Source organism: Stakelama saccharophila, assembly GCF_032229225.1.
GTDB classification, from domain to species: Bacteria; Pseudomonadota; Alphaproteobacteria; order Sphingomonadales; family Sphingomonadaceae; genus Sphingomonas; species Sphingomonas saccharophila.
Map to the genome: position 1 here is coordinate 2,164,254 of NZ_CP135076.1, position 18,039 is coordinate 2,182,292.

Below are 18,039 nucleotides of genomic sequence, written 5' to 3' on the forward strand. Positions count from 1 at the left end.
CGCTGCCCTCAGGCGGCGCGGAACATTGCCGGATCGAGCGCCATCACGCTTTCGCTGCCGCCTTCGATCTTGCGGCGCAGCGCACCGGCATCGGGCATGATCCGTTCGGCGAAGAAGCGCGCGGTGACGAGCTTGGCCTCCAAAAAGGCCGCGTCGCCTTCGCCCGACGCCAGCCCGTCCGCCGCCGCCTTCGCCATGCGCAGCCACATCAGGCCGGTCGCGACGATGCCGAGCAGGTGCATATAGCTGTGTGCGCCGGCGCCGACCTGGTCGGGGTTCTGTGTGCCGCTGGCCATGAACCACATCGTCGCGGCCTGTAGCTGACCCAGCGCCTTTTCGAGCGCCACGGCGAAATCGCCGATCTTTTCGTCGTCCTTCGCGGCGGCGGTTTCCTCCGTCACGACCTTGAAGAACGCCTGGATCGCGCGGCCCCCGTTCCGGGCGAGCTTGCGACCGACCAGGTCCATCGCCTGCACGCCGTTGGTGCCTTCATAGATCATCGCGATCCGCGCATCGCGGACATATTGCTCCATCCCCCATTCGGCGATGTAGCCATGCCCGCCATAGACCTGTTGCGCATCCGTCGCGATCCGGTAGCCCATGTCGGTGCCGTAGCCCTTGATGACGGGCGTCAACAGGCCGACCAGATCGCCGGCGAGCTGGCGCGCCTCCTCGTCATCGGCGGCATGTTCCAGATCGACCTGGAGCGCCGCCCACAGGCACAGCGCGCGCAAGCCCTCGGTCAGCGCCTTGCCTTCCATCAACATGCGGCGCACGTCCGGGTGGACGAACAGCGTATCGGCCTTTTCCTCCGGCTCGGCCGGGCCGGTAAGCGCCCTGCCCTGCCGCCGGTCGCCGGCATATTGGACGGCGTTCTGATAGGCGGTTTCGGCCACGCCCAGCCCCTGCAGCCCGACGCCGAGCCGCGCCGCGTTCATCATAATGAACATCGCGGCCAGGCCCTTCATCTCCTCGCCGACCAGCCAGCCGGTCGCGCCGTCATAGTTCATCACGCAGGTCGAATTGGCGTGGATGCCCATCTTGCGCTCGATCGAGCCGCAGGTCACCGCATTGCGCGCCCCCGGCGAGCCGTCCTCGTTCACCAGGAATTTCGGCACGATGAACAGCGAGATGCCCTTCGAACTGTCGGGGGCGCCCGGAGTCTTGGCCAATACCAGGTGGATGATGTTGCTCGTCAGGTCGTGCTCGCCCGAGGAGATGAAGATCTTGGTGCCCGTGACCTTGTAGCTGCCGTCGGCCTGCGGTTCGGCCCTGGTGGTGATCAGGCCGAGATCGGTCCCGCATTGCGGCTCCGTCAGGTTCATGGTGCCGCCCCATTCGCCCGACACCATCTTCGGCAGATAGATCTCCTTCTGCGCCTGCGATCCCTTGGCAAGGATCGCGGCGATCGCGCCGTGGGTCAGTCCCGGATACATGGCAAAGGCCATGTTGGCGGAGATCATATATTCCTGGAACGCGGTGGCGACGACGTGCGGCATCGCCTGGCCGCCGAACTCCTCGGGCGCCGACAGGGTCGCCCAGCCGCTCTCGACGAACTGCCGATACGCTTCCTTGAAGCCGTCGGGCGTGGTCACGCTGCCATCGTCGTGGCGCGTACACCCCTGGCTGTCGCCCACCTGATTGAGCGGGAACAGTATCTCGGCAACGAACCTGCCGCCTTCTTCCAGCACGGCGTTCACCACGTCCGGCGTGGCATTGGCGAAGCCGGGCAGGTTCGCACAGCGTTCCAGCCCGATGACATGATCGAGAATGAAACGGGTATCGCGGACGGGGGGCGTATATTGCGGCATGGGCGGTCCTATTCGTTCTCGCTGGCGCGGACATCTTCGAGCATGTCCACGAATTCCCGAAGTTCCGAGATGGCGGCGTCGATGTCCTTGCGCTGCTGCTGTAACAGGTCGATCCGTTCGCGACAGCGCTGGATCGTCACCGCGCGCTGCAGCTTGCGCCCCTCGCCAACGTCGTAAAGGTCGATCATCTCGCGGATCTCGGCAAGGCTGAAGCCGACGCGCTTGCCGCGCAGGATCCAGGCCAGCCGGGCACGGTCGCGGTGCGAATAGACGCGCGCAGTGCCGCGCCGCTCCGGCGCGATCAGGCCCTCATCCTCATAGAAACGAAGCGCGCGGGCCGTGACGCCGAATTCGGCGCCGAGATCGGAAATGGAAAAGCTTTCGCGATCCGGCCGCGGTTCGATCGGCGCCAGCGCCACGCTGGAGGGATTGGTGCCAGTCATGGCGCTGCAATCTGCCTTACCTTTACGTCAACGTCAATCCTTGCCGGCGCGTGCAGCGGTCGGGCAGAGCGGCCGGCCGCGATCGTCGCGGAGGGCCGCGGCCTCCGACCGGGATTCGCTCAACCGCGACACGTCGAGCCCGGTCAGCGACGCCCGGCCGCCGCAATAGGCGTCGCACCCGTTCGGCAGATCGCCGGGCAGGACGACATGCTCGCCATCGGCGCGCGCGTCGAAGCTGCATGCGCCCCTGCCGCCCAGTTCGACATGGAGCGCCTCGCCGGAACGGCTCGCCCGTCCGGTGCCGCTGCACTGGACGGTGCCGTAATCCACGAAGACGCCGATCCGATAACCATCCGCCCGGCGCACCAGGCACAAGCGGTCGGTATCGCGTGCGTAGAGCCCCTCGATGCCGCTGTCCTCGGGATCCCGGATCACGCCGCGCGCGATGGCCGCCTGCTCGAGCCCGGGCGGTTCATTCGAGCGGTTCTTTCCCGCCGTCCCGCCGCCGCCCGAGCACGCGGCGAGTGCGACGAGCGCGATCGGCCAGCCGCGCTTCATTCCTCGCGCATCAGCATTTCGCCCTCGATACGGCGGTAAAAGCAGCTACGCGCGCCGGTATGACAGGCGGGTCCCGCCGGTTCGCAGCGCAGCCAGACCGCGTCCTGATCGCAGTCGACGCGCGCTTCCACCACGCGCAGGACGTTGCCCGAAGACTCCCCCTTCTTCCAGAGCCGCTGTCGGCTGCGCGACCAGAAGGTCGCCTCGCCCGTATCGAGCGTGCGCGCCAGGGCATCGGCGTTCATATGCGCGAGCATCAGCACGGCGCCATCCGCTACATCGGTGACGACGGCGGTGATCAGCCCGGCGGAATCGAATTTCGGATCGAGGCGGTTTCCGGTTTCGCGGTTCATGCCGAAGCCTTACCGCGATTGCGGCACCACGGAAATGGCCCCGGCATTCCCCGTCAGTGCGAGCGGATCGCCTTGACCAGTTCGTCCTTGGTCATGTCGGACCTGCCCTCGATGCCGATCTCCTGCGCTTCCTCGTAAAGCTCGTCCTTGGTTCGATCCTCGAGCTGGGTGCTCTTGTGGTCGAGGCTGCCGCCCGCCTTTGCATTGGCGATGCGGGCGGCCTTTTCCTTCGATTCGCCCTTGTCGCGCAGATCCTCGTACAATTTGTCGTCCTTGATCTGGTTGCCGTGATTCTTCGCCATCACAAATCCTCCTGCAAAACCCTAAAAACGCACCGATAAACCGCAGGTTCAGTGCGTTGTGACAAAAGGGCGACAAACCGTGCGCCAATCCCTATATGGCGGGCACGGCACGCAACCCCGTGGGATCGCATGTTCAGCACCAACCCTTTCGACGACGACAAGCTGCGCGAAGAGTGCGGCGTTTTCGGTATTGCCGGCGCAGAGGACGCAGCCGCCCTGACGGCGCTCGGCCTGCACGCGCTGCAGCATCGCGGGCAGGAGGCCGCCGGCATCTGCAGCTATGACGGCACGCAGTTCCACACGCACCGCGCGATGGGGCACATCGCCGGCAATTTCGACCGGGACGAAGTGATTCGCGCGCTTCCCGGCGATGTGGCGGTCGGCCATGTCCGCTATTCGACCACCGGCGAGACGGCGCTGAGAAACGTTCAGCCGCTATATGCCGAACTGTCGAGCGGCGGCTTTGCGGTCGCACATAACGGCAACCTGTCGAACGCGATGCGCCTGCGCCGCGATCTGGTGCGCGCGGGGTCGATCTTTCAGTCGACCTCGGACACCGAGACGATCATCCATCTGGTCGCGACGTCGAGCTATCGGACGCTGCTCGACCGGTTCATCGACGCGCTGAAGCAGGTCGAAGGCGCCTATTCGCTGATCTGCATGACGCCCGAGGGCATGATCGCCTGCCGCGACCCGCTCGGCATCCGTCCGCTGGTGATGGGGCGCCTGGGCGACTCGGTCATCTTCGCGTCCGAATCGGTCGCCCTCGACGTGGTCGGCGCGACCTATGAGCGCGAGGTCGATCCCGGCGAACTGGTGATCGTCCAGAATGGCGAGATTCGCTCGATCCGCCCCTTCGCCCCGCAGGCCGCGCGGCCGTGCATCTTCGAATGGGTCTATTTCTCGCGGCCCGATTCGATCGCGGACGAACGTTCCATCTATTCGGTGCGCAAGGCGATCGGCGCGCAGCTCGCGATAGAGGACCCGGTCGACGCCGATCTCGTCATCCCGGTGCCCGATTCGGGCACGCCGGCGGCAATCGGCTATGCGCAGGAATCGGGCATTCCGTTCGAACTGGGCATCATCCGTTCGCATTATGTCGGGCGCACCTTCATCCAGCCGCGCGACGAGGTCCGCCATCTGGGCGTGAAGCTGAAGCACAATGCCAACAGCGCGCTGATCAAGGGCAAGCGCGTCGTGCTGATCGACGATTCGATCGTGCGCGGCACGACCAGCCTGAAAATCGTGCAGATGATGCGCGACGCCGGCGCGACAGAGGTGCATATGCGCATCGCCAGCCCGCCCACACGGCATAGCTGCTTCTATGGCGTGGATACGCCCGAGCGCGCCAAGCTGCTCGCCGCCAAGCACGATACCCAGGGCATGCGCGATTATATCCATGCCGACAGCCTGGCCTTCGTCTCGATCGACGGCCTGTACAAGGCACTGGGCGAGGAAGGCCGCGCGAAAATCCGGCCGAAATATTGCGACGCATGCTTCACCGGCGACTATCCCACCACGCTGACCGATCAGGACGATGTCTCCGCGGTCGACCAGTTCGCGATGCTCGAAGAGCGGGTAAGCTGACGGGCGACGCCGCCCCCCTTGATCCGCCGCCCATCCCCGGCCATTCGGTCGAGCGACTGAAACCGGCGCCGACGCGTGTCGGCGATCGAGGGAGAATCATGTGACCGACAAGCCGTTAGCCGACCGCCTCGCCCTCGTTACCGGAGCCAGCCGCGGCATCGGCGCTGCGACCGCGAAGGCGCTGGGGGCCGCCGGCGCGCATGTCGTGCTCACCGCGCGCACCCCCGGCGGCCTGGAGGAGACGGAGGACGCCATCCACCGGACGGGCGGTTCCGCCACCATCGCGCCGCTGGACCTGACCGAAACCGACAGCGTCGCACGGCTGGGCGCCGCCATCGCCGACCGCTGGCAGGCGCTCGACATCCTCGTCCTCAACGCCGCGGCGCTGGGCACGCTCGGCACCGTCGGTTCGTTCGACGCGAAGGAGTTTTCGCGCGTGATGACGCTGAACGTCAGTGCACAGGCGGCACTGATCGGATCGTTCGACCAGATGCTGCGCAATTCCGTCCAGGGCCGCGTGATCGGCCTGACCACGACGCCGGCCCGCGAACCGCGTGCCTATTGGGGCATGTACGGCGCGTCCAAGGCGGCGTTCGAGAATTTGCTGCTGTCCTACGGCGCGGAGGTGCGGCATATCAGCGCGGTCCGTACCGCCCTGCTGAACCCCGGCGCCACGCGCACCGCGATGCGCCAGCGCGCCTATCCGGGCGAGGACCCGGCGACGGTGAAGCCGCCCGAGGATGTCGCCGAGCGCATCGTTTCGCTGCTGACGGACGATTTCGAGACGGGGCATTACGAGCGGCTCGACTGAAGCGATCACCAGGACCGATCGACATTCAGCCTTGACGGCTGCGCAAATGGCGGCCTTTCGTGCCGGAGCGAACGGGTCGCCGCCGCTTCAGTACTTCGGCACGACTGCGGTAAAGGTCGTCCCGCTGTCGGGGCCGGAGTCCACTGAGAGAGTCCCACCGTGCGCGGCCACAATCTTATGCGCGATGAAGAGACCCAGGCCGAGATTTGTCGAACCGGCTCCCTGAAAACCGCGGTCGACGCCGCGCGCCAGTGACTGGAAGATCGTCTTTTGCTTGTCGGCGGGGATGGGATCGCCTTCGTTGTGCACCGATACGCAGACCCGATCCTCCTGGTCGGATATCGTCACCGTTATTGAGCCGTCTTCAGGGCTGTACTGGAGGGCGTTCCCGATCAGGTTCGAAAACACCTGTCCCATTCTGGCCCTATCCCACTCGCCCTGCGTGTCGCCCAGCGTTTCGATTTCAATCTGTCTGCCGTTGGAAAGCGTACGCATCTCTTCGACGAGCTGAGCGCCAAGCTCATCCATTTTCATGGGAGTCCTGACGAGGGGGATCTCCATGCCGAAAGCTGAGCGCGTAAGCTCAAGAAGGTCGTCAAGAATGGAGGTTGCCCGTTCCATCGCTTTAGCAATCTGGCCGCCAAGCATGCCCTGCCTGCTGTCCACTGTACCGCGCTCCAACATCGTCCGTGCCGTCATCAAGACTGCTCCGATTGGGTTTCGCAGGTCATGTCCGAGCACGCCGAGGAACATGTCCCGGGACTGATTGATCATCTTCGTATACTCGGCAACCGACTCCGTCAGGGCCTGGTCGATCGCCTCGTTGAAGCGCGTCAGGTCCTCAAGATCAGTTGTAGGGAGCACCAGGTCCGTGGCCGTCCACTGCTTCACAACGCTTGCCCGCAAGGCGCGGTACTCCGAGACCATCTGGTCGATGTTGAAGCCATCGGATAGCCGGAGCGTTGCATGGATTTCTGCCGCACTCCGGGTAAACTGCCCGTCTGCACTACCGAGACCACGAGACTTTTGGAACTGTTCCTTCTTCGTTTGAGGAGTTTCGAGATCGTCGGCAATGAATGCGAGAAGCTCGACGATGTGGTCCTTCAGGGCCGGCTCCGTCATGCTTTCGCTGGCCGGTTCGCGCGTTCGTGCGAACCGTACCCACTCTGCGACGATAGGCTCGATGTTCGCGCGGATGAAATCTGCGAGCCGAAGAGGCCTTGCGGAGGGCTTTGGAATTGCTGGATCAGGCACGATAGCTCGCCTTTTTTAAGCAGAAGCGCGCTTCTGCTGTCATTCCTACCTGCTCTTGTGAAACCTGGACGCGTTGCTGTGAGGACAGAAGTCTTTCAAATCAATAATCCGCCGATGCCTACCAAAATGAGGGGCCCGTCGCCAGTTTCATCACGAGCCTTGAAAGCTGACGCGGCCCTGGCCTCTTCAATGCAGATTCTCCGGCAGGCTTTTGCAGAATTCCGGGGCGTCGTGCAGTGCTCGCTGCCGATGCGAGCAGGTATGACGCTTGCCGCGTCGGATAAATCAGGCCGATCCGGTTGCTCGTTGTTGTGATGAACGACCGACGGGTTTCGGAATACGACGAAGACGAAGCACATGACCGATATTGAGGCGTTCGCCGACGAACTGCCTTTTGGTCGAAGGTCACAAAAATCCGTTGCCGGAGCCGCAATCGAATTTTCCCGCGTCCTGGCCTTATTTTACCAGCGTCACCTGTGCCACGTCGATTCCGCCGCCGCGGAATCCGCCTTCGCAATACATCAGGTAATAGCGCCAGAGATCAATGAAGCCGCGGTCGAAATCCGGCGGCAGGCGACCGGCGTCGACCGCGTCGTCCAGCCGTTCGCGCCAGCGCTTGAGCGTCTCGGCATAGCTCTGTCCGAAACCGCGCCGGTCCCGCCAGCGAAGGCCGGCGGACTCGGCGATCTTTCGAAAGCGCGATTCGGAGATCAGCATCCCGCCGGGGAAGACATAGGCCTGGATGAAGTCGACATTGCTGGAATAGGCATCGAAGATGTCGTCGTCGATCGAGATGAACTGGACCGCGGCGTGGCCGCCCGGTTTCAGCACCCTGGCGATCGTTTGCAGATAGATCGGCCAATATTCCTCGCCCACGGCCTCGACCATCTCGATGCTGGCGACCGCATCATAGGTGCCGTCGATGTCGCGATAGTCGGTCAGCGACACCGTGACCCCGGCGAGCCCCGCCTCGTCCATGCGCTGATCGACATGGACCTTCTGCTCTCTCGACAGCGTCAGGCCGTGGATCTTGCGCCCCGCGCGGGCCGCAACCTCGGCAAAGGAGCCCCAGCCGCATCCGATTTCGAGGATGGTGTCGCCCGGCTTTGTTCCGGTGCGATCCAGCACCGCCTGCAGCTTGGCTTCCTGTGCCGCTTCCAGCGTCTGTTCGCCGCCGGCGCCGAACAACGCGCTGGAATAGGTCATGCCGCGATCGAGCCACAGCGAATAGAAGTCGTTGCCAAGATCGTAATGATATTCGATGTTGCGCCGCGCGCCCGTCCGATCGTTGCGGTTGAGCGCATGTGCCAGACGGCGGCCCAGGCGCGTCCAGCGGCTCGCGCGGCCGGCGCCGCCGAGCCCGTGGCGGTTGCGCACGAACAATTCGAACAGCGGCACGGGGTCGGGACTCGTCCATTCGCCCAGCGACCATGCTTCATACCAGCCGGCGGAGCCGCCGCTCATCAGCCGCCACAGGGCACGCCACCTAGCGATGGTGACGATCGCCAAAGGTCCGTCGCGCCGACCACCCAGGATGCGCCGCTCGCCCCCCGGCAGGGTCGCGTCGATGGCGCCTTCGATCAGCCCGCGATCAATCCGGTCGAGCAACCGCCGCAGCACGGGATGCAGCGCCGCCGTCCATAGCCGGTCGCCGATACCGACGCTCCGCTCCCCGCCGAACCGCCGTCCCCTGTTCCGCTCGCTCGCCTGCATGCGCGCCTTCATGCACGCGGACGCGCGAAGGGCAAGAGGCAGATACGCGCCGATCGGTGGCGGCAACCATCCCGAATTCCGTTGACGCCGAACTTGCCGAGGCAGTGCCTTGCCCGTTCAACGGCAAAAAAGGGCACAAGATCAGGACGAACGGAAAGAAGGGAAACGCGGCTGCGGCGTCCGCTGCCCTGTGACGGGGGACTAGATCGCGCCGCCGCGCTGCATCACGGCCTTCGCGGCCCGGAACTCGGCTTCCTGCAAATAGGTATCGCCGTCGGTATCGATCAGATCTCGTGCGGCTGCTTGGTCACCTGCCAGGTCTGCCCCTTGGCGACCAGCTTTTGCAGGTCCGGGGTCTTGCCCTCGGCAGCCGCGCGGTTCTGTTCGACCACGACGCTTTCGAAGGTCGGGGCGGGATCGTCATAGAGCACGCCCAGCGCCATCGGGAATTCGCCGAAGGGCATCTCGACCAGCAGATGCGCGATCATGCGATTGGTCTGGTCGTGAACCAGCACGCCCGCGCCCTGCCAATCGCCGTCGACGACATCGACCACCTTCAACGCCAGCGTGTCGCGGTCGAGCGCGATGCCCTTCGTGCCCTTGTCGAACAGCATCGGTTCGCCATGCGCGACCCAGAGCTGGTTCGTCGCCGCGTTGGGTTTCGCCGCGAACGGCGCGAACACATCGTCATTATAGACGATGCAGTTCTGGAAGATCTCGACGAAGGCCGCGCCCTGGTGCGCATGCGCGGCCTTCAGCACGGCCGGCAGGTTCTTGTTCACGTCGATGCCGCGCGCCACGAACCGCGCGCCCGACCCGAGCGCGAAGGCGCAGGGGCTTGCCGGCCGGTCGACCGACCCGAACGGCGTGGACGGACTCTTCGTGCCCACCCGGCTGGTCGGCGAATATTGCCCCTTGGTCAGGCCGTATATCTCGTTGTTGAACAACAGGACCTGGGTGTTCAGGTTGCGCCTGAGCAGGTGCATCATGTGGTTGCCGCCGATCGACAGCGCGTCGCCGTCGCCGGTGATGATCCACACGTCGAGGTTCGGGTTGGCGAGCTTCACCCCCGTCGCCACCGCCGGCGCGCGGCCGTGGATGGTGTGGAAGCCGTAGGTTTCCATGTAATAGGGAAACCGGCTGGAACAGCCGATGCCGCTGATGAAAACGGTATTTTCGCGCGCGACGCCCAGATCGGGCATGGTCCGCTGCACCGCCTTCAGCACCGCATAGTCGCCGCAGCCGGGGCACCAGCGGACCTCCTGGTCGCTTTCCCAGTCCTTCAGCGTGGTCTTGACGGGGGTCATCTCGTTCATGGTCGTGTCCTGGCGTTCATTCTGACTGCGGCGACGTCACGTCGCGCAGCCGGCCTTCATCATGTCCCGACCGAGGCTCGGGCAATTGCGTCGTATCGGCGGGCAGCTCGCCGCCCTCATTGCCGGGAATATCGTCGAAAAAGGCCGCGATCGCCTCCTCGATCTCGGCGATGCGAAAGGGTTGGCCAGACACCTTGCCCAGCGGTTTCGCATCGACCAGAAACTGGTCGCGCAGAAGCGTCTTCAACTGGCCGGTGTTCATTTCGGGCACGAGGATATGCTCATACCCCTTGAGCAACTCACCCAAATTCTTCGGCAGCGGCCAGATATGGCGGATATGGATATGCGCCACGTCCATCCCGTTCCTGCGCGCGCGCCGCACCGCCTGCGTGATCGGGCCATAGGACGATCCCCAGCCGACAACCGCCAGCTTGCCCGATGTCCCGCCCTGCTCGACCGCCTGATCGGGCACCGAAATCCCGGCCACCTTGTCGCGGCGCAAGTCGGTCATCTCCTGATGGTTTTCAGGGCTGTAGTCGATATTGCCGGTGCCCGTCTTCTTCTCGATACCGCCGATGCGATGCAGAAGCCCCGGCGTCCCCGGCCTGACCCAGGGTCGCGCCAGCTTCTCATCGCGCGCATAGGGCAGAAATCCGTCCTCGGGCGCCTCTTCGAGGAACTCGACCGGGAACCGGTCATAGGCGTCCATGTCGGGCACCCTCCACGGCTCGGCCGCGTTGGCGATATAGCCGTCGGTCAAGAGCATCACCGGCGTCATATATTGCGTGGCGATACGGCACGCCTCGATCGCGACATCGAAGCAATCGGCGGCCGAGCGCGCGGCGATCACCGGCATCGGCGCGTCGCCGTTGCGGCCATAGACCGCCTGATAGAGATCCGACTGCTCGGTCTTGGTCGGCAGGCCGGTCGACGGCCCGCCGCGCTGGCTGTTGACGACCACCAGCGGCAGCTCGGTCATGATCGCCAGTCCGATCGCCTCGGTCTTGAGCGCGATGCCCGGCCCCGACGAACTCGTCACGCCCAGCGACCCGGCATAGCTCGCGCCGATCGCCGCGGCGACGGCGGCGATCTCGTCCTCCGCCTGGAAGGTCGTCACGCCGAATTCCTTGAAGCGCGACAGATGATGCAGGATCGCCGATGCCGGCGTGATCGGATAGCCGCCGAAGAACATCGGCAACTCGGCCAGCTTCCCGCCGGCAACGAGGCCCAGCGAAATCGATTCCGCGCCGGTGACGGTGCGGTACAGCCCCGGTTCGACCGGCGCCGCCGGCATGTGGAGCTGGCCCACCTGCCCGCCGATCTCCGCCGTCTCGCCGTAAGCATGGCCGGCGTTGAGTGCGGCGATATTGGCCTCGGCGACGCCCGGCGCCCTGGCGAACTTCGCCTTCAGCCAGTCGACAATCGCCGTGCGGTCGCGGTCGAACATCCACAGCGCCAGGCCCAACGTCCACATATTCTTGCAGCGCAGCGCCTCCTTGTTGCCGAGGCCATAGGGCTTCACGGCATCGAGCGTCAGTTGCGAGATGTTGAGCTTCATCAACTGCCATTTGGCGAGGCTGTCGTCCTCAAGCGGATTGGCGTCGTACTTCGCTTTGGCGAGGTTGCGCTCGGTAAACTCGCCCTCGTCGGCGATGATCAGGCCGCCGGGCTTGAGCGCATCGACATTCACCGCGAGCGCGGCCGGGTTCATCGCGATCAGCACGTCGGGCGCGTCGCCCGCCGTTTCGATCGAGGCCGAGCCGAAATTGATCTGAAACGCCGACACGCCGAACAGCGTGCCCTGCGGCGCGCGGATTTCGGCCGGGAAATCGGGAAAGGTCGCAAGATCGTTGCCGGCCAGCGCGGTCGACAGCGTGAACTGTCCGCCGGTCAACTGCATACCGTCGCCCGAGTCGCCGGCGAAGCGCACCACGACCGCCTCGGGCGGCGGATTGGCGCTTGCTTCTTCGGGGGTAACCTTGTGGGCGGCGGTTGCCATATCGGCGCTTCCTGCTGTCATATTCATGGTATGTCGGGGCGCACCTCTACGCCCGTGACGCATTCATCTAAAGGTAGAAAAGCGCGGGGCCGGTGCAATCTGTGCTTTGCGAACCCGCCGCCGGGGGCAATGGTCGCATCGACGTGGCGGCGCGCCACTTTTATCGCATCGGTCCCGTATCCGCCGCCTACCGCACTTGCCGAGGGCATATGGCGATCGACCGCGGCCTGCGCAATGAACCGCCCGCGCCGCGCCGTCGGCAGCGAGCGCGAACCGTGCGGCGCGGGCGCAACGCAACCGGGATGATGGACGACCGCGACCATGTTTCCTAACTAGGGACCCGTGCGGCGATTTTCCAACTGCGTCGCGGGCGCGCTTTGCGTGCTGCGCGAGATCATTGCCGGGGCCGAAGGCGACCGCGTGATGGCGCAGGCCGCCGAGTGACCAATCCAACCGGACGATGCAACCGATGAACGACCATAATGCCCACCTTCCCTACCGCCCGTGCGCCGGCATCGTGCTCGTCAACCGCGAGGGCAAGGTCTTCGTCGGACAGCGGCTCGATTCCACGCTGGAGGCCTGGCAGATGCCGCAGGGCGGGATCGACAAGGGGGAAGCGCCGGAAGCGGCGGCGCTGCGCGAGCTGATGGAGGAAACCGGCGTCACGCCCGACAAGGTGGCGTTGGTCGCGACCGCCGAGGAAGAGCTTTACTACGACCTTCCCGACGACCTGATCGGCAAGATCTGGGGCGGGCGCTATCGCGGACAGCGCCAGCGCTGGTTCCTTTATCGCTTTCTCGGCGAGGACCACGACATCGACATCCGTACGCCCCATCCCGAATTCCGAGCCTGGCGCTGGGCCGAGCCGCAGGAGGTGCCGCATGCGATCGTCGGCTTCAAGAAGGCGCTGTACGAGCGCATCTTCGAGATATTCGCGGATCCGCTGTCGCGTCTTCCCACAGGTTAGGGCATTTCCCGGCACGATGGAGTCGTGTTCCTGCGAAGGGGCGCGAAAGGGTAATCCAACCTGACCGGGAAATACCCGAGATGACGCGTAGGCGCGGCGAAAAGCCTTGCCCCCGCGCCGCATCGCACCATAAAAGCGCGGCCGTGCGCAGTCTGCTTCTCCTCCCCGCTTCCCTTCTGCTGATCGGCAATACCGATCCGCAGGAGATACCCGACGACGTTCCGCCGACGATCGCGGCGATGCTGCGCGAGGCGATGAAGTCGGGCAATGAGGGCGAGGTCGCGACGATCGTCAAATATGCGCGCAAGGCGGCCCCCGACGTTTCAAGGGAAATCGCGGAAATCGCTTCGGACTGGACGCGCGCGCGCCGGGAGGCGGCGACACGGCGGCTTCGCGAATCGGACTTTTTCGATCTGGTGAAGGGCCGCGCCGAGGTCGGTGGCTTCCTGACGACGGGCAATACCAACCAGATCGGCGTGACCGCGACCGTGGACCTGAAGCGCGAGGGGTTCCACTGGCGCCACAAGGTGCATTTGCAGGCGGATTACCAGAAGAGTTCGGGCGTGGAGACGCGCGAACATTATCTCGCCGCCTACGAACCGAACTACAAGATCAACGACCGGGCCTATGTGTACGGCGCGCTGCAATATGAAAGCGACCGGTTCCTGGGCTATTACGACCGTTATTCGTTCTCGAGCGGCGCGGGCTACAGCGTCATCAAGGATCCGGACATGACGCTCGACCTCGAACTCGGGCCGGCCTACCGCTATACCAACTTCACCGACGATACGATCGAATCGAACGTCGCCGGCCGCGGATCGATGGCGTTCAAGTGGAAACTGTCCTCGTCCGTGACGCTGCGGCAGGACGCGTCGGCCTATATCCAGGCCGCCAACAGCACGGGGACGGCCAAGACATCGCTGAGTGCGAAACTGTTCGGGCCGGTTTCGGGCCAGCTTTCCTATCAGGTCCAGTATGAAAGCATGCCGCCGGAGGGGCGGGAGACAACCGACACCACCAGCCGCGCCTCGATCGTCTACGACTTCTGAAGCGGTCGGGCCGATGGCCCTTCACCCGCCACGCGGTTCGCACTACACCGTGCGTCCATGACGCTATCCAATCACGAGCGCACCGCGATGGAGGTGATCGCGGGCGAACGCATCCTGGCCGATGTCGAACGCTGGGTCGCGGTGAACAGCGGCACGGCGAATCTCGACGGCCTCACGACGATGGCCGGCCTGCTCGGCGATGCCTTCGGCGCGCTGCCCGGCACGCTCGAACTGGTCGCGCCCGAACCGCATGAAGCGGTGACGCCGGCCGGAGAGACGGTCGCGCTCGACCATGGCAAGCACCTTCACCTGACGGTCCGGCCGGAGGCGCCGGTGCAGATGCTGTTCACCGGCCATATGGACACGGTCTATCCGGTCGATCACCCGTTCCAGACGGCGACATGGCTGGAAGACGGCAGCCTCAACGGCCCCGGCGCCGCCGATATGAAGGGCGGTCTGGCACTGCTGCTCGCCGCGCTGAAGGGGGTGGAGGCGACGCCGCTCGCCGAGCGGATCGGCTATGAGATCGTCATCAATTCGGACGAGGAAACCGGCAGCTTCTCCTCGCGCGCGCTGCTCGAACGCGCCGCGCGCGGCAAGGTGGCCGCCCTCACCTATGAACCCGCGCTGGCCGACGGCACGCTCGCCGGCGCGCGGGGCGGAACGGGCAATTTCTCCATCGTCGTCCACGGCAAAAGCGCACATGCCGGCCGCAACCCCGATGACGGACGCAACGCCATCGTCGCCGCCGCCGACATCGCGCTGCGCCTGATGACGGCAAAGGCGCCGACCCTTTCGGTCAATCCGGCGAAGATCGACGGCGGCGGGCCGAACAATGTCGTGCCCGAACTCGCCGTGCTGCGCGTCAATTTCCGCCCCAAAGCGCAGGAGGAAATCAACCGTGCACAGGCGCATATCGACGCCACCGTCGCCGCCGTCGCGAAGGAGCATGATGTCCGTATCGAGGTGCATGGCAGCTTCAACCGCCCGCCAAAGCCGATCGACGATGCTGCCGAACGGCTGTTCGCGCTGGTCAGGCAAAGCGGCGCCGATCTCGACATCCCCGTTTCGTGGCGCGACACCGGCGGCGTGTGCGACGGCAACAACATCGCCGCATGCGGCGTTCCCGTGGTCGACACCATGGGCGCGCGCGGCGGTTCCATCCATTCGAGCGAAGAGTTCATGATCCCCGAAAGCCTGCAAGAACGCGCGCGTTTGTCGGCGCTGACCATCCTGCGCATCGCCGAGCGGGGCCGCCCGTGAAGGAAGCAGCGCACCCCTTCCGCATCCGCGCCGCACAGGACGGCGATCTCCAGCATCTGTACGAGATGGCGAAGCTCACCGGCGGCGGCTTCACCAACCTGCCGCCCGACCGCGACGCGCTGCGCGGCAAGCTCGCGCGCAGCAATGCAGCATTCGAGCGCGCCGAGGATATACTGGGCGACGACCTGTTCGTGCTGGTGCTCGAAAATGTCGTGACCGGCGAAGTGCGCGGCACCTGCCAGATCTTCACCCAGGTCGGCCAGCACTGGCCCTTCTACAGCTACCGCATCGGCACGCTGACCAAGCACAGCGAGGCGCTGAACCGCACCTTCCGCGCGGAACTCCTCAACCTGACCAACGACCTGGAGGGCTGTTCGGAGGTCGGCGGGCTGTTCCTCCACCCGAACGAGCGCGCCGGCGGACTGGGCATGCTGCTCGCGCGCAGCCGCTACCTCTTCATCCGCGCGCACCGGGCGCGCTTTGCCGAGCGAGTGCTGGCCGAGCTTCGCGGCATCATCGACGAAAGCGGCGGATCGCCCTTCTGGGACGGCGTCGCCGGGCGGTTCTTCGGCATGAGCTTTCAGGAAGCCGACGAGTTCAACGCCATCCACGGCAACCAGTTCATCGCCGACCTGATGCCCAAGCACCCGGTTTATGTGGCGATGCTGCCCGAGTCCGCGCGGCAGGTGATCGGTCTGCCCCACCCCTCCGGCCGAGCGGCGATGCGGATGCTGGAGAAAGAAGGCTTCGCATACGAAAACTATGTAGACATCTTCGACGGCGGGCCGACGATGATCGCGCGCACCGATCAGGTGAAGACGATCCAGCACGCACGCGATGCGCAGGTGGCGCGCATCGCGGAGGGCGGGGAGCAGACGCTGGTTTCGACCGGCCGGCTCGCCGATTTCCGCTGCGCCTATGGCTGCGTGACGGCCGACGGGGACGGCGTGACGCTCGACCCGGCGGCGGCGAGCACACTCGACGTGGCGGAAGGCGCCGACATCGCCTGGGTGGCACGCTGATGGCCGTCACCGAGATCAATTTCGACGGCATCGTCGGGCCAAGCCACAATTATGCCGGCCTCAGCCCCGGCAACCTCGCCGCGACGCGCAATCGCGGCACCGCCTCCGCCCCGCGCGCCGCCGCGCTGGAGGGCATCGCCAAGATGCGCGCCAATCTCGCGCTCGGGCTGACACAGGGCTTCTTGCTGCCGCAGCCGCGCCCCGATCATCGCTGGCTGGAATGCCTCGCGACCAGCTATGCCGAGGCGCCGCCGTACCTCCAGGCGCAGGCGCTTTCGGCATCGTCGATGTGGGCGGCGAATGCGGCGACCGTCTCGCCCGCGCCCGACACACTCGACGGCAAATGCCATCTTACCGTCGCCAACCTCGTCACCATGCCGCACCGCAGCCATGAATGGCGCTTCACGCTCGCGCAGTTGCAGGCGGCCTTCGCCGACCCTGCGTTCACGGTCCACGGCCCCGTCACGCCGCCCTTCGGCGACGAGGGCGCGGCCAACCATATGCGGCTGACGGCCGGCCATGACAGGTCGGGGGTGGAGGTGTTCGTCTATGGCCTGACCGGCGGCCCCTTCCCCGCCCGCCAGCACCGCGACGCCAGCGAGGCGATCGCGCGGATGCACCGGCTCGATCCGGCGCAGACGATCTTCGTCCAGCAGTCCGAAGCGGCGATTGCCGCCGGTGCGTTCCACAACGACGTGGTCGCGGTCGCCAACGAACGGGTGCTGTTCGCGCACGAACTGGCCTATCAGGACCGTGACGGCTTCCACACCGAGTTGCGGGACAAGATGCCGGGTGTCGAGATCATCGAGGTGCCCGCCGCACGCGTCAGCCTCGAAGACGCCGTTGCCTCTTATCTGTTTAACGCGCAGCTCGTCACGATGCCGCAGGGCGGGATGGCGCTCGTCCTGCCCGCCGAGGCGCGCGAGACGGAAAGCGTCTGGAACTGGCTGCAGGACCTCATCGCCGGCAACGGCCCGATCCGCCATCTCGAAGTGGTCGATGTCCGCCAGTCGATGGCCAATGGCGGCGGCCCCGCCTGCCTGCGCCTGCGCGTCGTCGCCGATCCCGCCACGATCGACCCGCGCTTTCTGGCCGATGATGCAACGCTCGACCGGCTGGCCGCGGTAATCGAGGCGCATTGGCCCGAGCGCATCGCGCCCGAGGCGATCGCCGACCCCGCACTGATCGGGCAGATCGAACGCGCCCAGCGCGCGCTGATCGAGGCTACCGATTGTGTCGGCTTACTTGACAATTAACCGCGTCTGATAATCCGCGACGACGGATTTTCGCCATTGGTACGGGGCTTGCTTAACTTTTAGCATGTGGACCAGGGTTAAGCGGCTCTTCACCATCAAAACCAAGTTCGAGGCCTTCCTCGTCATCTACGGCCTCGGCACCGGCGCGGTGGAGCGGGGCTTTCACTACCTCCAGCAGTTCCCCGGCTATGGCGGCTACATGCTGTTCGCCGTGTGTCCGATCGCGGTGTTCATGGCCGGCGGCAGGCTGCTGGATTCGGTGGAGCGCGGCTATGGGGGGTGACCTCCCGACGTCATCCTGACGCACGTCAGGATTCAAAACCCGCAGCGCTTGC

At 65.3% G+C, this 18,039-nt stretch carries 17 protein-coding genes; 8 read left to right on the forward strand and 9 right to left on the reverse strand.

Annotated elements, in window-relative coordinates; genetic code table 11:
* Window positions 1-8 precede the first annotated feature (8 nt).
* Genes RPR59_RS10125 through RPR59_RS10145 form a run of 5 tightly spaced genes read right to left on the reverse strand, consistent with a single transcriptional unit; the run spans window position 9 to window position 3,467 of the window.
* Window positions 9-1,811 (reverse strand): acyl-CoA dehydrogenase C-terminal domain-containing protein, encoded by a 1,803-nt coding sequence (locus RPR59_RS10125; protein WP_313913645.1) that lies wholly within the window; start codon window positions 1,809-1,811, stop codon window positions 9-11.
* Window positions 1,812-1,819: 8 nt separating this feature from the next.
* On the reverse strand, window positions 1,820-2,254 hold the full coding sequence (locus RPR59_RS10130) for a MerR family transcriptional regulator (protein WP_313913647.1): 435 nt from the start codon (window positions 2,252-2,254) through the stop codon (window positions 1,820-1,822).
* A 33-nt stretch (window positions 2,255-2,287) separates the two neighbouring features.
* Entirely contained in the window at window positions 2,288-2,812 is a 525-nt protein-coding gene (locus tag RPR59_RS10135) for a hypothetical protein (RefSeq protein WP_313913649.1), read from the reverse strand.
* Window positions 2,809-3,165, reverse strand: a complete 357-nt coding sequence (gene hisI / locus RPR59_RS10140; protein ID WP_313913652.1) for a phosphoribosyl-AMP cyclohydrolase — start codon at window positions 3,163-3,165, stop codon at window positions 2,809-2,811. Before hisI ends, RPR59_RS10135 begins: the two co-directional genes overlap by 4 nt.
* Window positions 3,166-3,218: 53 nt before the next feature.
* Window positions 3,219-3,467 carry a DUF7218 family protein gene (locus RPR59_RS10145; RefSeq protein ID WP_313913654.1) on the reverse strand — a complete coding sequence of 83 codons (249 nt, stop codon included), beginning with the start codon at window positions 3,465-3,467 and terminating at the stop codon, window positions 3,219-3,221.
* 129 nt (window positions 3,468-3,596) lie between these two features.
* Between RPR59_RS10145 and purF the strand changes: the two genes are divergently transcribed.
* Window positions 3,597-5,054 (forward strand): amidophosphoribosyltransferase, encoded by a 1,458-nt coding sequence (purF, locus tag RPR59_RS10150; RefSeq protein ID WP_313913655.1) that lies wholly within the window; start codon window positions 3,597-3,599, stop codon window positions 5,052-5,054.
* 100 nt (window positions 5,055-5,154) lie between these two features.
* Window positions 5,155-5,865 carry an SDR family NAD(P)-dependent oxidoreductase gene (locus tag RPR59_RS10155; RefSeq protein ID WP_313913656.1) on the forward strand — a complete coding sequence of 237 codons (711 nt, stop codon included), beginning with the start codon at window positions 5,155-5,157 and terminating at the stop codon, window positions 5,863-5,865.
* A gap of 87 nt (window positions 5,866-5,952) precedes the next feature.
* Here RPR59_RS10155 and RPR59_RS10160 read toward each other — a convergent pair whose 3' ends face one another.
* From RPR59_RS10160 to RPR59_RS10175, 4 genes are all read right to left on the reverse strand, one after another.
* A complete protein-coding gene (locus tag RPR59_RS10160; RefSeq protein WP_313913657.1) occupies window positions 5,953-7,119 on the reverse strand; it encodes an ATP-binding protein in 1,167 nt (388 codons plus the stop codon).
* Window positions 7,120-7,575: 456 nt separating this feature from the next.
* Complete coding sequence (locus RPR59_RS10165; RefSeq protein WP_432280312.1) at window positions 7,576-8,832, reverse strand: class I SAM-dependent methyltransferase; 1,257 nt, start codon at window positions 8,830-8,832, stop codon at window positions 7,576-7,578.
* A 284-nt stretch (window positions 8,833-9,116) separates the two neighbouring features.
* A complete protein-coding gene (locus RPR59_RS10170) occupies window positions 9,117-10,148 on the reverse strand; it encodes a 2-oxoacid:ferredoxin oxidoreductase subunit beta (RefSeq protein WP_313913660.1) in 1,032 nt (343 codons plus the stop codon).
* Between the two features lie 16 nt (window positions 10,149-10,164).
* Complete coding sequence (locus tag RPR59_RS10175; RefSeq protein WP_313913662.1) at window positions 10,165-12,147, reverse strand: 2-oxoacid:acceptor oxidoreductase subunit alpha; 1,983 nt, start codon at window positions 12,145-12,147, stop codon at window positions 10,165-10,167.
* A 469-nt stretch (window positions 12,148-12,616) separates the two neighbouring features.
* Here RPR59_RS10175 and RPR59_RS10180 point away from each other — a divergent pair, with 469 nt between their 5' ends.
* From RPR59_RS10180 to RPR59_RS10205, 6 genes are all read left to right on the forward strand, one after another.
* Window positions 12,617-13,114 carry an RNA pyrophosphohydrolase gene (locus RPR59_RS10180; protein WP_313913663.1) on the forward strand — a complete coding sequence of 166 codons (498 nt, stop codon included), beginning with the start codon at window positions 12,617-12,619 and terminating at the stop codon, window positions 13,112-13,114.
* A 143-nt stretch (window positions 13,115-13,257) separates the two neighbouring features.
* Window positions 13,258-14,163, forward strand: coding sequence for a DUF481 domain-containing protein (locus RPR59_RS10185; protein ID WP_313913665.1), 906 nt, complete (start codon window positions 13,258-13,260; stop codon window positions 14,161-14,163).
* 57 nt (window positions 14,164-14,220) lie between these two features.
* Entirely contained in the window at window positions 14,221-15,426 is a 1,206-nt protein-coding gene (locus RPR59_RS10190; protein WP_313913667.1) for a hydrolase, read from the forward strand.
* A 65-nt stretch (window positions 15,427-15,491) separates the two neighbouring features.
* On the forward strand, window positions 15,492-16,448 hold the full coding sequence (locus RPR59_RS10195) for an arginine N-succinyltransferase (protein ID WP_313918458.1): 957 nt from the start codon (window positions 15,492-15,494) through the stop codon (window positions 16,446-16,448).
* Window positions 16,448-17,704 carry an N-succinylarginine dihydrolase gene (locus tag RPR59_RS10200; RefSeq protein WP_313913669.1) on the forward strand — a complete coding sequence of 419 codons (1,257 nt, stop codon included), beginning with the start codon at window positions 16,448-16,450 and terminating at the stop codon, window positions 17,702-17,704. Before RPR59_RS10195 ends, RPR59_RS10200 begins: the two co-directional genes overlap by 1 nt.
* Before the next feature lie 64 nt (window positions 17,705-17,768).
* A complete protein-coding gene (locus tag RPR59_RS10205) occupies window positions 17,769-17,987 on the forward strand; it encodes a hypothetical protein (RefSeq protein WP_313913671.1) in 219 nt (72 codons plus the stop codon).
* Window positions 17,988-18,039: the final 52 nt, after the last annotated feature.